This window comes from Streptomyces sp. NPDC059994 (assembly GCF_042737755.1).
GTDB lineage: Bacteria > Actinomycetota > Actinomycetes > Streptomycetales > Streptomycetaceae > Streptomyces.
In genome coordinates this window covers 152370-167590 of record NZ_JBHWUR010000005.1, presented here as the reverse complement: position 1 = coordinate 167590, position 15221 = coordinate 152370, and the positions used below count along the sequence as shown (strand labels likewise).

The 15221-nt window shown below is 62.1% G+C and carries 10 protein-coding genes; all 10 read right to left on the bottom strand.

What is annotated here, in order from left to right; all coding sequences use genetic code 11:
* Positions 1-132 precede the first annotated feature (132 nt).
* Entirely contained in the window at positions 133-1476 is a 1344-nt protein-coding gene (locus tag ACFWA7_RS05060) for a LysM peptidoglycan-binding domain-containing protein (protein ID WP_385820996.1), read from the bottom strand.
* Positions 1477-1559: 83 nt separating this feature from the next.
* A complete protein-coding gene (locus ACFWA7_RS05055; protein WP_385820994.1) occupies positions 1560-1838 on the bottom strand; it encodes a hypothetical protein in 279 nt (92 codons plus the stop codon).
* A 7-nt stretch (positions 1839-1845) separates the two neighbouring features.
* Positions 1846-2406, bottom strand: a complete 561-nt coding sequence (locus ACFWA7_RS05050) for a hypothetical protein (protein WP_385820992.1) — start codon at positions 2404-2406, stop codon at positions 1846-1848.
* On the bottom strand, positions 2393-3547 hold the full coding sequence (locus ACFWA7_RS05045) for a hypothetical protein (RefSeq protein WP_385820990.1): 1155 nt from the start codon (positions 3545-3547) through the stop codon (positions 2393-2395). Before ACFWA7_RS05045 ends, ACFWA7_RS05050 begins: the two co-directional genes overlap by 14 nt.
* A 66-nt stretch (positions 3548-3613) precedes the next feature.
* Complete coding sequence (locus ACFWA7_RS05040; RefSeq protein WP_385820988.1) at positions 3614-4333, bottom strand: hypothetical protein; 720 nt, start codon at positions 4331-4333, stop codon at positions 3614-3616.
* A 124-nt stretch (positions 4334-4457) separates the two neighbouring features.
* Positions 4458-5243, bottom strand: coding sequence for a hypothetical protein (locus ACFWA7_RS05035; protein ID WP_385820986.1), 786 nt, complete (start codon positions 5241-5243; stop codon positions 4458-4460).
* A gap of 12 nt (positions 5244-5255) precedes the next feature.
* Positions 5256-6350, bottom strand: a complete 1095-nt coding sequence (locus ACFWA7_RS05030; protein ID WP_385820984.1) for a hypothetical protein — start codon at positions 6348-6350, stop codon at positions 5256-5258.
* Positions 6350-7804, bottom strand: a complete 1455-nt coding sequence (locus tag ACFWA7_RS05025) for a hypothetical protein (RefSeq protein ID WP_385820982.1) — start codon at positions 7802-7804, stop codon at positions 6350-6352. Before ACFWA7_RS05025 ends, ACFWA7_RS05030 begins: the two co-directional genes overlap by 1 nt.
* Before the next feature lie 56 nt (positions 7805-7860).
* A complete protein-coding gene (locus ACFWA7_RS05020; RefSeq protein WP_385820980.1) occupies positions 7861-8859 on the bottom strand; it encodes a phage tail family protein in 999 nt (332 codons plus the stop codon).
* 68 nt (positions 8860-8927) lie between these two features.
* Positions 8928-15215 carry a transglycosylase SLT domain-containing protein gene (locus ACFWA7_RS05015; RefSeq protein ID WP_385820978.1) on the bottom strand — a complete coding sequence of 2096 codons (6288 nt, stop codon included), beginning with the start codon at positions 15213-15215 and terminating at the stop codon, positions 8928-8930.
* Positions 15216-15221: the final 6 nt, after the last annotated feature.

The following is a 15221-nucleotide window of genomic DNA, read 5'->3' as shown; positions in this document are numbered from 1 at the left end:
CGCTGAGCGACCTCAGCACCACCCAGCAGAGCGAGGGAGAACGGGATAAGGGCTTCCCAGGGGATCTCTGGAAACTGTGCAACCAGCCAAGGAGTCAGCGCGGCCAGCGCACCGAGAAGGCGTACAACGTGCTTACGGAACATGGGAGACCTCCGGGGTCGGGATGACGAGCTGGGGGGCCACGGGTATCTGTGTGGGCTTGGAGACCTCGGGCTGGACCGGCACCGGCACGTCAGGCATCACGGGCTCGGGCTGCTTGCCCTTGTCGGGCTTCGGCTGGTCGGAGGGCTTACCGGCCGGCCTCTGCTCGGGGCGCGGGGTCAGCTTGTCGAGCTTCCCGGAGACCTCATCGAGCTTGCCCTTGACCGCGCGAAGTTCCTTCTCGATACGGGCCAGACGGTCATCTTCTGAGGGCTTCTGAACCGCAGGCGCAACAGGCTTCGAGGGACGGGACTGCTCACGGGGCTTCGACTCCTTCGCCACGGTCGCTGTGACCGCGTGCTTGCCTGCCTGGACCTTCACCTTCTGGCCGGGGTAGATCAGGTGGGGGTTGGCGGCCAGGCCCGCGTTCCAGCTCACGAGCTGGGTCACGCTCACCCCGAAGCGGTTGGCGATCGAGGAGAGCGAGTCACCCTTGACGACCGTGTACGTGCTCCCGCTGGTCGGAGGCGTTGACGGCTGGGGCTTCTCGGCCGGGGGCTTAGGCTTCTCGGTCGGAGGCTTCGGCTTCTCCGGCTTGGCCGGGGGCGTGGGCTTCGCCGGGACGTTGATCTCCTGGCCGGGGTGAACCACGTCCGGGTTCTTGATCGAAGGGTTGGCGGTGAGAAGGGCCGCCAGGGAGACACCGAGCAGAGCGGCGATACCGCCGAGGGTCTGCCCCTTCTTGACCTTGTACCGGCTCGTACCCGTCCCAGACGCCCCGCCTGCACTGCTGGTCGAACCCGCGGCCTTCGCCGCGTACGTGTACCCGGCCTTGCTCTTCTTGGAGGGGTCCGCGGTAAGGATGCCCTCGGTGAAGGCAGGCAGACCGTAGCCGTGGACGTAGGAGTCACGGCGTCGGCGCTGGCGAGCCATGACGCCATTGCCGTTGGCGTCGTTGGTGAGAGAGGTGTTCCCCTCGTACGTGTAGATGTAGGTCTCGTCGAAGGCGTAGCAGATACCTGTGTGCGTACTGCCGGACGCGCCGTAGATGACCTGCGCCCCGATGGCGGGGTACTCGCTCCACCTCGACCGCTGCTTGAACCACTGCATGGCGGTCCAGACGCTTGCGGTACGCGGGTAGAGGTTGGCGACTCCCGCCCGCATCGCCACCCAGCTCACCCAAGTTGCGCACCAGGGCTGGTAGTTGGACCACTCAAGGCCCGGAACCTGGTCGGAGTACTTCTGATGGCCAGAGGGCCGCTCGCCTGGAGCGCGCTGGGCCCGGTAGCCGACTTCACTCTTGGCGACGGTAAGGACCTGGGAAACCTGATTCATGTTGCCCCCTTTCGGGCATGACAAAGGGGCCATCCGATGGAGGGCCCCTGCGTGAACTAACCGCTAACGGTTAGTTAGTTCATTCACTGATGACGAAGCAGCAACAGACGTTCGGGATCGATGGTGGTGAGGATCTGAACGAGACGCTTGTTCTCGTCCTCGATCCGCTGCAACCGGTCCTTGATCTCGGTCAGCACGTCCTGAAGCCGGTCTCCACGCGCCTTCTGCGCTTCGGCTTCCGCCTTCCAAACCTCTGCTGTCTTCGCTTCCTTTGCTCCTCGCACAACAACAAGCCCACCCACGATGGTGGCTACGATGCCGACGAGTCCGAATATGTTGAGGATGAGAGTGGTATTGCTCATGGCGGACTCACAGGCTGGTCGCATCGGCGGATATAAGAACGGCGGAGAAGGAGGCCAAAGATGTTGCAGGGTTGCCGGACTTGGGCTTGGTCCAGGCTCCGCCAATTCCCTCTGCGGAAGCCCAGATGGTTTGATCGTTTGCTATGAACATGAGGCCGGCAACGTGGACGCTCTGATAGCTTCCCTTCACCTTGGTTGTGGTGAATCCCTTGAGGATGGCCGGGCTTCCTGCCTTGCTGGTGGTGCCGACCTGGAGAATTAGTGCTGCTGTGCTCTGGGTGCCGTCCATCGTGCTCGGGGTCGTCATGGCAATAGTGGCCGTTACCCAGTAGATGCCGGGTACCGGAGGCTTGAAGTCGGTCATATTGCTCGTACGAAATCCGCCCGCGGTATCCGACTCCATCCAGGAAATCGACGTCTCCTTCTGAATGGCGGCCGTATTTCCGATACCTGTGGCTCGGAAGTACGGGGGATCAGAAAGCGTCCGGATGGGTTGGTAGGCTGCCCGGTTCATAGTGGCGGCATCGACTTTCTGTCGGCTCAGCCACTTCTCATTAACCGTTGCCATAGTTCCCCCTCCCGAGGTACGTCACTGCGAAGTTCCACCAGCGGGTCCCGTTGGTGGGCTCGTCTCGACCGCTGTCCCAATTGGTGGCCTTGTTGACTCCCCAGAAACGCACGTTCAGCTTTGTTCCTGCCGTGAGGCGGACAACGTCATTTATCAGTTGTCCCGACTCGTGGGAGGTTCGCGCGTTTCCGCCCTGGGAGATAAGGATGGGCGTAGCCCCAGAACCACCGTTGCCGTAGATGCCTATTTGGTAGATGTACTGCACGCCGGCCAGAGGCTGCGCGTCGTGTCGTCCGTTACCGATTACGGATACGAGATACACGCCGTCCCAAGGGATATTGATGGCCGTGTTCGCCGCCCAGCCAGGGGCAGCGGTGTCTGCCTCGAACAGTCCCTTGGCCGTGGAGTTCCGGTAGATGCCGCCCCAGGCCACCGCGTTTCCGGTTTCCTTTTCGCCCGGCCAGTTGAACTTGACCCGCCGACCGGTGACCCGTGCCCGGTTCTCCAGGGCGTTGAACTGGTCATACGTCTGTTCATTCAGATCGGTCTCGCTGATGAACTTGAAGTCCGTCCACTTCTGCATGGGCATAGGCTGGCCAGGAGTTGCGGCGTGCCAGCCGTCGGGACTCGGGGAGACCATGAACCCGTAGAAGCCGGTATCGACCTCGCCTTCAGGGATAACCCAACCTCCGGAAGCGCCACCGTCTAGGTACGTCTGGGCTGTGAGCATGGTGCCCGCAGTGAAGTACTCAGTGCAGGCAACGGCCGTAGTGTGGTACTCCTTCGCCCTGATGTGCTGCTGAATGATTCCGCCGAGGTTTCCGCTCGCACCATTCCCAGTGGCCCCGTCAGCGTTGATGTAGACGTTGACGTTGTTTCCGGTGTCCCGGCTGTTGTCGGCGTAGAAGGTTGCTTGGAAGTGGACGTGGTACACACCGTCCTCGGGGACGATGAATGACTTCCCGTTGTTGGCAAAGCCGTTTTGCTTAACCCTCGCAGCAGGCCACGTCAGGTCAGCAACCTTCCCCTTGTAGAGGGCGAATCCCCGGATGGGGAAGGTAGTGTTCTGAGTGACGCCACGCGCCGAGAAATAGGGGACCCTTCCGTAATATCTCTGCGGGGTGGTGATGCGGTCCTCCATCAATTTCGGAGTAACCACCTCTCGCTTCCCCCATTTAGCTAGGTTTGGCTTCGGCATCTCTTCACCTCATTGCAGATAGGTAGTCTGGCCTAGGACTGAGGCCGTCTGGTCACCGAGAATCCAGACTGGCTGCTTATCTGCATTGCCGGGAATCTTGATGGTGATGATTGCTGCGGCCGGCACGGTGGTGTCGAACAGGATCTTGTCGAAGTTCTCGCTTCCCGTGCCGGGCATGTCGCCCGAGTGGAGAAGGAGTTGGAATTCACCGAACGAACCACTGATCGGCTTCCGCGGAGTGACGCCGACAGGGAACTTGACGTTCGTGAGCTTGGCTGCTGCGGTCAGTGCGAGGAACAAGGTTGTATTTCCAGCAGGGGAGTTCAGTGGAACGTCGGAGACGTTCGCGTATTCCTTGATCTCGTAGAACGGTGTGATCGGAATGTCCCGGGTCTCAGCTCCGCGGTAGACGTAATTCGCTACCGTCGCCCCTCCACCATTAGGCACTCGCCAGCGGACAGAGTCACCGCCCCGCAGATTCCAAGTGCCGTCATAGCGCCACATAACGCAGGAGATCCACGTACCGTTCGCAAGCTGCCTGGTAGCGGTTAGATTCCCGAAGGGGTCGAGGAGTTCCGGCTTCTCGTCTCGGGCAGCACACACCGAAACTACGAAGTCTCCCAGACGCATGTTTTGGGGCAGTTTGAAAGTCCGGTACTCGCCATCCCGGATGCCGCCGTTGCTGTCTACCCACATCGGGTAATAGGCCGGGTCCGGGTACTTGGACATCCACTCGACGCCATCCCAGATGAGAGCCTTCGAGCCTCCGACCCATTTGGTTCCGTCCCACCTTTTCCTATCGCCCTCGCGCCACTGAGTACCGTCCCAGCGATACATGCGGTTGTACGTGGAGTTAGTTGCCATAGTTGATCCAGACGTCACCAACCCGAGGAGTGACGCCCGCGTTTCTCGGGTCGTCGGTGCCGGAGAATACGCGGGCCGTTCCGATGTTGTTGGCGTAGACGTTGCCCTTGACGACCGCGTCGCCCTTGGTGGTGATGCGGCCATTCTTCTGAACGACGAACACTTCTCCGGCGCCGTCAGCAGTGTCATCGGTTACGAGAATCAGATACCCGTCGGCCGGGGCACCCTTGGAGCCGACCACGAGAGGTGTTTGGGAGGGGGCGGAGGAGTCGATCAGTACGCATCCGTCGTTGCGGATGCGGGTGCTCTGTCGGGGTCCCTGCTTCACCTGGAGGACGTTGCCGGTGGAGTCTTGCGGTTCGACCTGTGCCGTCACCCAGGTCCGGCCGTTGGTCAGGTTGACCTCGGCCCCGGAGAAGGGAACGTACTCGCGGAGCTTGATATCCGTGTACTGCTTGGCCCCGTGAGGGTCGTAGGAGATCGTGTGTGACTGGAGCCGCTTGCCCACGTCGTTCGGGGTGAGCATCACTCGGCCGGCGTTGAAGTCCACCCAGAGCTGTTCGACGCCATCAGGGCCCTGGAACTGCGGGATCATTCCTCGGGAGTCCGTGAGGAGCCCGTCCTTCATCTCGTTACCCGCAAGGTCGAGAAGGTCCTTCACCTCGTCTGGGGATTCCTCGGTGAGGTAGACGCGTCCCTTGAGGCTGACCAGGCGTCCACCGGATTCGTTCTCTGCCGCGTCCGCGGCCGTGCCACCAAAAATGTTGCGTGCCATGGGTGCTCCTGATTACTTGAGGCCCTGCGTCTCATAGACACCGGAGAAGAGGATGTACGACTTCCGAGGGAACACGCGCAGGTAGTCAAGGCCCTCGTGGAGGTACTTCGGGTTCTGGTAAAGCATTCGGACGTAGTCGCCGCCGTGCCCGCCCCAGGTGTAACCACGGAGGTCCACGAAGTTCGGCATCCCTGCGTCATAACCGCCGTTCACCAACACGCCGGAAAACACCTGGCCGTTGGAGCCGTTGAGCTTGGCGTCAGGGGGCAGAGTGAACGAGATGCAGTTGTCCGCCTTGTCGTTCCAGTAGTCCGTGCTCGTGGGGTTGTTGACGTCGATGGAGTACCAGACGAGGTTGGGGGCGATTCGCCGGTACCGGCCTCGGGCCACCAGGCCGGACGGATTGGCGACACGCGTATACCGGATCTGGGGCGTATAGGTCTTGGTGGCACCGAGGTCCCGAGTGATGGTGAAGCCGTCCGCTCCGTTGAATGCTTCGTACTGCCCCTGCGGGGACAGGCAGCGGATGAAGGAGCCCTCGGCCTGGTGAGGAGCCACGGCCTGAGCAGGAGCCACCGAGGAGATGTCGTCCGGGGCCTTGTACGGGTGCACGGGTTCGATCACGGGCTTGCCCTGGTTCTTGGGGACCCGAACCACGTACAACGGCAGCTCCCACCGGCCGCCCGGCTGCTTGGAAGGCTTGGGGACCTGCGGGTTGGAGGTAGCGGCTCCCTGAGATACCGCGACCCGCACGTACCCCTTCGCGAGATCGGCCTGAACGACCAGCAGGTCAAGCCGGTCGTACTTCGCGTTCAGGTTGTGTTCCACGCGGACAGTCGCAGGAGCGTCAAGCTTGTAGAAGATTCCCCCTACGAATGCTTCGCCCTTCTGCACCTTGATGGTGTTCGCGTCGTATACCGAGGCGTAGAAGGGGAGGGTTTCGGAAACCATGTTTCCGGAAGTGAGGGTGTGGGCAATGCGGTCTTCACTCCACATCGTTGCCATGTTCTGCCAGTCATTCTGATTGACGGATTGCCGGCCGCCGCCGTCTTCCGGCTTGTCAGAGATGTTGGTGTCCTTGTCGAACGGGTAACTGATCTCAGCCATTACATCCTCGATTCCAGCTTGCGCAGCTTCTCGCGCATCTCAAAAACCTGCTTGTAGAGGTTCAATGGCTCACCAGTTCCCTGATCGCCAATTTTCGGTGTGACCGCGTTGACGCTTCCTGCGTCATCCACGGTGATAGTGACTTCCCTGACGGAATCGGTGATGGTCTGTCCATCGGCTTCCACCGAGACCACGTCGCCCACGTAGTAATCACGACCGAACATGCACTGGGGGGTATCGATCGGATACACCTGGAAGTGCCCGTTCTTCTCGCCCTCCTTGAGGGCTGCCTTGGCGGCATCCTGAACGGTCTTCACGTAGTGCTCGACGGCGGTCGGCTTGGCCGCGTTGATCGCTGCCTTGACGGCGCTCTGGGCCGTGACGAGCGAGGTTTTCGCCTTCGCCAGGCGGGAGGCTGCGGCCGTCTTTTCCGCCTCAGTCTTGGCGTCGGCCACTGCCTTCTCTGCTGCGGTCACCTCGGCCTCGGCACCCCCGAGCGCTGCCCGCTTCGTGGTGAGGTCGGACGTCCACTCCTTGCCTTCAGGGTCGAGGCCGATGTCCTCGAAGCCAGAAGAAGAGTCGGTCTTGGTGACCAGCTCGGGTTTGCCCTTCACGGTGTGGAGGGGGATGTCCCTTCGGTCGATGAACTGCTCGACCACGGTGGACCACTGCTGCTCGCCCTCGGTGTCGATGTCCTGGTAGATGTACCGCTCGCTGCCTTCGCCCTGACAGGCGACGATGGCGCGGGTGACCGTGGGGGCCTTCAACTGCCACGTGTACTGCTTGATGTTCCCCAGCTCGGGGCTGAAGCGGATCGTCGTCCCGAGGTCCCTGCACGCAAAGAAGGTCATGTCGATCTTCTGCGTGGTGGGGTTGTAGAGGAAGCGGTATCCGAACTTCTTGTCCTTCAGCCACTCGGTGAAGGTGGTGCCAAGGTTGTCGTACCGGAGTGTGTCTGTGACCTTGTCGCCAACCTTCGGGTTGGGCCCGACGTTCACGCCGGGGAGTCGGCGGTCATCAAGGGCCCTGGCGCCAAAGGCCATGTCGCAGTCGACCCAGAGGGCCTGGCCGACCTCTTCGCCTGCCGTCCTGCGGTCCTTCCCTTCCCACTGCTTCTCGATGGGGAGGACGCGCATGATGTCTGTGCCCTGCCCGGTGGTGCCGGGGAAGGCGAGGTAGTTGAAGGGGATGGCGTTGTCACACTTGCCGCCTACGAAGACGGAGCCGGCCCCGGTGTGCTGCTCGACCGTCCAGTACTTCTCGAAGGCTTCGATCGGCCCACTGAAGATGGGGTTCGGAACCCCGTCCTGATAGATGACGATCCCGCGGCCCTGCTTGAGGAGCCGTTCGTGTGGGGTGCCGACCTTGACGAGCAACTGCCATGCGCCGGGCTGGTTGAACTTGATCGTGAAGTCCAGCTTGATCCACGTGTCGATCTCTCCCAGGATCGGCATGGTGCCGTCCTTGCCAGGGGAGTCCCTGACGAATATTCGATAACCCATCAGGCCCCCTAATAGCTCTCGTACCGTGGCGAGAGCGACAAGCGGAGAGCCGCACTGGATGCACCCGGATTCATAACAACATTGATCTTTGATTCACCGGCAGGCAGCTCGAACATGGCCGGGTTCGGATCGAGTCTTGGCCACAGGTTCTCCCCGTCGCTGCGAGTCACGGTTTTGAACCCTGGCCGGGTATCGACCGTTAGCGTTTCGCCTGAAGCGATGAGGTCCGAGTTCGCGGATTTCGGATTGATGCCGAACTCTCGCCCGTCAGCACTGGAGATCGTGAACGACCTGACAGGGCCCTTGATCTCCCACACCGGCCAAGCCTCTACGTCACCAGGGTTGAAGATCGTGACACCCTGAGAAGAGATCGTCCCCTGGCTAATGTCGAGGGGAAGGAATGCCTTTCCGGGACTCTTCAGGAAGACCTTCCCGGCCCCTGTCTTCCATTCGGCAATGATGTCTCGGTCCCCGTAGAACCACGGATCGAAGGCCGTGAGCTGGATTCCGTATCGGGCCCACGTGAAGCCCGCGTTGTCTGCGCCTTCGTTGCCCTCCATGCCGCCCTTGTAGTAGGCGGTGATGTACCGGGAGGACGCGTCGCCCTCGGTGAACCGAAGGACGCAGTGACCGTTCTTGGGGTTCAGAGTGCGGGACAGCTTCCGCTTCAAGTCGATGATGGTCCTGCGGTCGATGCCGTACAGGTAGAGCGGTAGCAGGATCTCCCGCTCCGCGGCCCTCGTGGAGCGGAACCAGCCGCCGTCGAGGTTGGGGGACGTGTCCGAGTGGAGGTCCATGGGGGGCATGTCGAGCCCCGTGGCCCCGTCCTGAAGGAAGATGGCCGGCCAGGCCCGGCCGGAGAAGTCAGTGAGGGGTATCTCTGCGCCGGTTCCACCGTGCCCCTGGATGGTTACCTTCGTGTGCCCCCACCGGTCCGGAGCAGGAGGGGTGCCCGCAATCGGGGCGTTGTCTTCCCAACTGGGGGGCCTATAAGCCGGAATCGGCATCGTGCACCTCGTTATTTCCGGGCAACACAAAGGGCCCCAGCCGAAGCCGGGGCCCTCGATGTCACCTGTTACATGCCGTACATGGTTTCCACGTACTTCAGCGCGCGGATCGTCGCCTGAGTGGTGTCCTCAGACTTCGCCTCGTGGATGTGGATCTCGTACCGGTTCCCGAGGAGATCACGGGTTTCCCCGTTGTTGTAGACCCGCTCACCGCCACGGAAATTGATCAACTCGGGCCCCTTCTCACCTACGAGGGCGAGACCAGGAGACGCGTAGTTGGTTCCCGTCCAGTAGCCCTTTGCTGGCTTACTGGGGTCGGCCTGCTGGACATTCGAGATGTCCTTGTACCGGGACTTGATGTAGTTGATCGCAGCCGCGATGTTCGCTACCGGATCAAAGATGTCCCACGACGTGCCTGACTGGTGATACGCCTTGAACGTCGAAGGGACTACCTGCATCAAGCCCCTGGAGCCGTTGCCGGCCTTGGCATTCGAATCCCAGTTGTTGACGGCCTTCGCGTTGCCTCCGGACTCGCGGCGAATGATCGTCGCGATGCCGTCGGCCCACTTGGAACCGCTTACTCCCGTGAGGTTCATGGCCTTCGCGATGGACTGAGCGATATCGCTATCAACTCCGCCACCGAGCGTCCCCGAGAACTTCGGGATGCTGCCCGGCCAAGCCTTCAGAACGGGTCCGTCGGCTGAGGCTTCTCCACCGGTCGGCCGGAGAGCCGCCGTAGCGTTTCGCCAGTAACCTCGGGCTCGCTTCAGCGAGTTGGATTCGTTGCCGCCAACGGTGTCGTCGGCACCGGTCTTGATGTTGATGTGCCCGTTTCCGCGATAGGTCAGCAGGTCGCCGGGCTGTGACTGCGCAACGGGCACATGGCGCATCGCCGCGTTCCACGTTGCGACGGCTGGCCACCGGTTGCCCGGTGCACCCTTCGGGGAGTTGCCGTAGGACGAGTTGGCCCCGGCCTTGTCCACGACGTACGAGACGAAGTCGGCGCACCAGGACTCACCGTTGCCCAAGTTGTACTTGGCACCGCCGACCATCGGGGCCTCGTTGCGGAACTCGTCCAGGGCCACCTTTACGACCTGGCCGCCGCCCGAGGTGTGGTCGTCAACCCACTTGGTCCACTTCTCGGCCCACGGCTGTCCCTTCTCGAACCCCTTTGTGTTGAGGTCTCCGGAGACACCGAAGGAGCTGGAAACCGTGTCGAGCACCGGCTTGATGACGGACTTCCAACCCGCCTTGAAAGCAGCGGTATAGCCCTCGTAGTCGTCGTCCTTGTGCTTGGTGACCCAGTCCCCGCCGCTCTGGCCGGACCAGCCCTTCTGGCCGACGACGCCGCCGTTGGCGTAAACGTTGCCGCCCTTGCGGGCCTGGTCGTTCCAGCGCAGGATCGTTTCTTCACCGAGGGCTCGAACGACCTCGGGCCGAAGGATGCCTTCGCCCTTCGAGAGCATCGCGGGGACGGTATCGACGCCGGGCTGATAGCCCGGCACGACGCCGCCAGTCGCGAAGTTGACCGTGTCCAGCGGGGCCTTGGTGCCCGCCAGCTTGGCCATCGAGGACATCATCGAGACGGCACCCTTGTTGTAGGGGCCGTTCACCGTGCTCCTGGTCGAGGAGTCCACGTAGGACATGGCCGACTGCCACACTTCCTTGATCCGGCCGGAAGCCGTCTCGAAGAGGCGCTTGGTCGTGTCCACGTTCGTGCGGAGCCGAGCCAGGGAGCCATCGACATTCGTCACCGACGACGACACCTGCGATTGCACGTTGGTCCACACGGTCTTGCTCGTGGCCTGGAATGTCCGCTCGCTCTGAGACAGCGGGCCTTCCAGATGTGCAATCCAGCGCTGCTGGGCGGGTTTGATCTGCGCGTCAACCGACGTGCGGACCACCGTTGAAATGGCCGCCCACTGCTTATCGTTGAGGGCCCGGTACTGGCGTACCGATGTGCTCAAGGCCGACCAGGAGGCGGTTGCCGTCCGTTGGTGTGCCTGTACCGCCGCAGTCATCGCCGACCAGGAGGTCATCGCAGCTGTCTCGTGGTTCCGGACAGCAGCGGTGGATGCGGCCCACGCAGCCGCTCCCGCGACTTGGTGGCCCTGCTCCGCGGCCGTCAGGGCAGCGAGAGCCGCCACGATCTTCGCCACGGCTTCCTCGTACGCTTTCGCGTCGGGGAGGGGCACCGCGGCCTGGTCCTGATTCTGTGCAGGGTCCTGACGCTTGGTGCTGCCGAGAGTGCCGGCCTTCGCCCCAGCGTTGAGCTGCTTGATGGTCGAGTGGCCGAGGCGACGTACGGCCTCCGGGCGGAGTACTGCTTCACCCGGCGACAGCACCGCACGAACCCTGTCGTTACCCGGCGAGTAGCCAGGAACGATCCCACCGTCAGCGAAGGCGAAGAGGCCCTTGGTATTGGGCATCAAGTCCTTCACGCGGACAATGAAATTGTCGAAGACTTCCTCGGCATACTCGGACGGATTGGACCAAATCTCCTGTAGGAGACGGACCATTTCCTTCACTTGATCGACCATGCCTTGGAACATCGCCTTCACGGACGAAAGCGCGTCATCGAAGAACCCGAGAGGATCGGTGATCGCATCCTTCAAAGCGCCGAGGATTTCAGCGCCGGAATCCCAGACGTTCGAGACCATATCCTTCAAGATCGTCGGGATGGCCTTTACCATGTCGGTCATGAACTGGCCGCCCCGCTGAAGGATATTCCCGTCGCCCTTCCAGATGTCATCCCAGAAAAGCTGTCCGGCAGTCGGTGCGATACCGCCCGCAGCGATACCGATCAGGTTTCCGATACCGGTTGGAGCCTTCGTCAGAAACGAGGGAACACGATTGAGGACGAAGTCCTTCATGTTCATAAACCGGTTATTCACCAAACGACCGGCACCATCGCCACCAGCTTGTGCACCCCAGTGGCGCACGTTAGTGCCGGTATTTCCGCCGATGGCCTGACCGGCGCCCGCCATATCGATGCCACCAGTGAAAGCCCCGATTCCGGGACCAATATTGATGATGTCGTAAAGCTCTTCGAGAATGGACATCGGCCACTTGCCCGACTTACCACTCCCCTTGCCGGCCGTCCCCTTCGCGTGCTTGGTAAGACGGCCACGAGCCGCAGCAGCATTCCAGGTATTGATCGTGTCGGCGCCCAGGTGATGAGCCACTTCGGGACGAAGAATTGCTTCACCTGGTGACAGCATGGCCGGTACGTTGTCCACGCCCGGCGCGTAGCCGGGGATGACACCACCGAGGGCCTTCTTCGTCGTCTTGCGGTGCTTGCCGTCACCGGCACCACCAAAGCCCGTCAGGCTGTTGACCTCACCGAGCTTGCCCTTCAGACCACCGGCCTTGCCGTCAGCCTTTTCGAGCGCGCTGCTCAGAGTGCGAACCTTCTGGGTCACAGAGCCGAGAGCACGGCCGTTGATGTCTTTGATCTTGTTGTTCAGGCCCGTGGCCGCAGTGTTCGAGCCCTTGATGGCCGGGGTCAGGTTGGAGGAGAACTTGTCCCGCAGACTCGACAGAGAACGGCCGTTGAGATCCTTCACCGCGTTGGCCACAGCGGTCACGGCGCGCTTGGCGGAGTCGGCCTTGTCCTTGAGGTACTGGACCTGCTGACGAACTGTCCCCGTCGAGCCCTGGTTGAGCTGGTTCACGGCCTGGCGGCCCTCGTTGATACCGCGCTTGGTCGTATCGGCCCTGTTCTTCAGCTCCGTGAACTGGCCCTCGACCGAACCGAGCTTGCCGTCATTGAGCTGGTTCACAGCCTGACGGGCTTCCTTGGTCTGCCGCCCGGCCGTGTCCGCCTTGTCTCTCAGCTCAGTGAACTGCCCCCCAACGAGACCAAGCTTGGCGTCATTGAGGTCACGGAGAGACGTACGGACTTCCTTGAGCTTGGCCTCTGCCGAGTTAGCTGCCTCACCCACGGCACGGAGAGCTGCAACCAGCTCGCCCGTGCTGCCCTGGTTCAGCTCACGCACTGAAAGACGTGCCTGGTCGATCTCGTGATCCGCAGCACTGGCCCGGCCCCGCACGGAGGCGCCGCCCTCGCCACCCAGCTCGTTCGCAACCTGGTTCAGCTGCTCACGGTTCAGGTTGTGGATGCGGTTCTGGAGAGCCTGGATCTGTCGATCCAGTTCCTTTACCGCCGCCTCGGCCTCACCCGTCTGAACGTTCAGCCGAGTCGAGCGGGAGTCCTGTCCACGAAGGCTGTCCACGCCACGGCGAGCCGCAGAGCGATCGTCGCCATCGTGGTAGTTGGCCCTGCGGGCGCGGTACTCCTCACGGAAGTTGCCCCGGCCGGCACCGAGACCGCCCAGGACCTGATTGCCGGTGCGGTATGCGCCGCGGACTCCCTTGGCGAGCCCTCCTGACAGCTTGAGCAGGGGACTGAACGCCTTGCCCACCTTGCCCAGAACCTTGGTGGCCAGGCCGACGGCGATAGCCAGCGGGCCAAGAACAGCGGCAACCTTGACGGCCTTGACGACCAGATCCCGCAGGGCGGGATGGTCATTGAGGTACCCCTGTACCGTCTCGAACCCGCTGATCAGCAGGTTGACTGCCTTGATCAGGTTTCCGGAGAGGCTTCCCGTCAGCTTCTGAAAGTCGGGGTCCTCAACCAAGTCACCGAGCCGGTTTGCCAGATCGTGAACATTCTTACCCAGCGCCGTCCATTCGAACTTGCCGGTCTCCTCGTTGAACCCGCCAAAGAGCTTGCCCAAGTTGAGCTGCATCTGTTCCTTGACGGACGTGAAATGACCGCCGATAGAACCAGTGCCGAGGGTTTCTGCAGAGCCCTTTACGCCCGGAGCTGTCTGGTACGCCTTGATGAACTTGTCGAAGAACTCCTTGGAGTTCACGCCGCCCTTGGGGTCCTGTACCTCCTTGAGGAAGTCAGGGCCGCCCTTGTACCCGGCAATCTTGCCGAGTTCGTTCATCGGGATACCGGTACCGCGGACGAACTGACGAAGGTACCGAGTGGACAACTTGCCCTGGTCCATCATCATGTCGGCGGCCATCATGCCGCCCTTGACCTTCTCCGGACTGGTCACACCGAAGGACGCTGCATAATCCGCAATGCCCTTGATCAGCAGCTCAGACTTCTTCAGGGAGTTGGAAGTCGAGTTGCCATACGACTCAAAGTTTCGAGCAACCTGAGAGAACTTGTCCGTCATGTCCTCAAGCGAGAACGGCGTGTTGACGGCGAAGTCCTGGATGGACTGGATGCCCTTCGAGACTTCCTTCTGGTTGAAGCCGGCCCGGTTCAATCCCTCGGACGAATAGAACTGCATGTCCGCACTGGTTGCGCCGATCTTCGTCACGTAACCCGCGGCGGCCATCAACGGCATCACGAGGTTCTGAGTGATCGACCTGCCAACCTGTTCAAGGTTCTGGCCGAAGGTCTCCGTGCCCTGGGACAACGCCTTCCACTGACCCCCGGCATTGGCCAGGATCGACGTGTGGTCGCGGTTGAAGCGATTAATCTGCGCGCGGTTCTGCCGGATCGTGTCCGCGTACGCGGAGCGTTGCTCCTGGAGGGCACGTATCTCGCTCCGCCAGCCCTCGACCCGCACGGCGTTGTTTGCCCGGTCCAAGGCAGCCTGTCGGCGGCGCTCGGCCGCTGCCAGGCGCTCGACCTCCCGGAGCTGCTGCTGTGCCAGGCGTTCAGCCGCAAGTTCCTTCTGCCGCTCCAAAGCTGCTGCCCGCTGGATCTGGCGGACCTCACGCAGCTCGGCCGCCTCTACCCTGCGGATGGCGGCGACTTCGCGCCGCTCCTGGGCCTTCGCCTCACGGCGCTCTCGCTCCTGGGCCCGCTCCTCGTCCCGGAGCCGCTTGTTCTCCGCCCGCAGCTCGGCATTGGTCTGACGCTGGACCTGACGGACCTCGCGGAGGTTGGCAACTTCCTCACGCTTGATGGCAGCGTTCGCTCGACGCTCCTCGGCCTTGGCCTCGTTGTGGGCCTTGACCTTGTCGCGCTGGGCCTTGTCGTACTGCCTGACGTCGTCGCGGTACGAGCGCAACATCTCCTGAGCACGGGCTCTGTTCGCCCTGTCCTGCTCCCGCGCAAGGCGGGCCCGCTCGGCAACGGCCTGCTTGTCGGACTTCACTACCTCCGCGATGGCCTTGCGCGTGACCTTGGAGGTGCCCTCCTCAAGCTGCTCACGCTGCTTGGCCAGATTCCGGAAGGTTCGGAATCGCTTACCGGCCTCCTCGCCATGGAAGCGAGTCAGTGAACGCTCCACCTGGCGGAGCTTGTTGGACGTGTCGAGCGCCGACTTCTCCGTCTGCTTGCCGGCCTGCTGTGCTGCCTTCGTGCCAGCTGTAGCAATCTGACTCATGCTGCG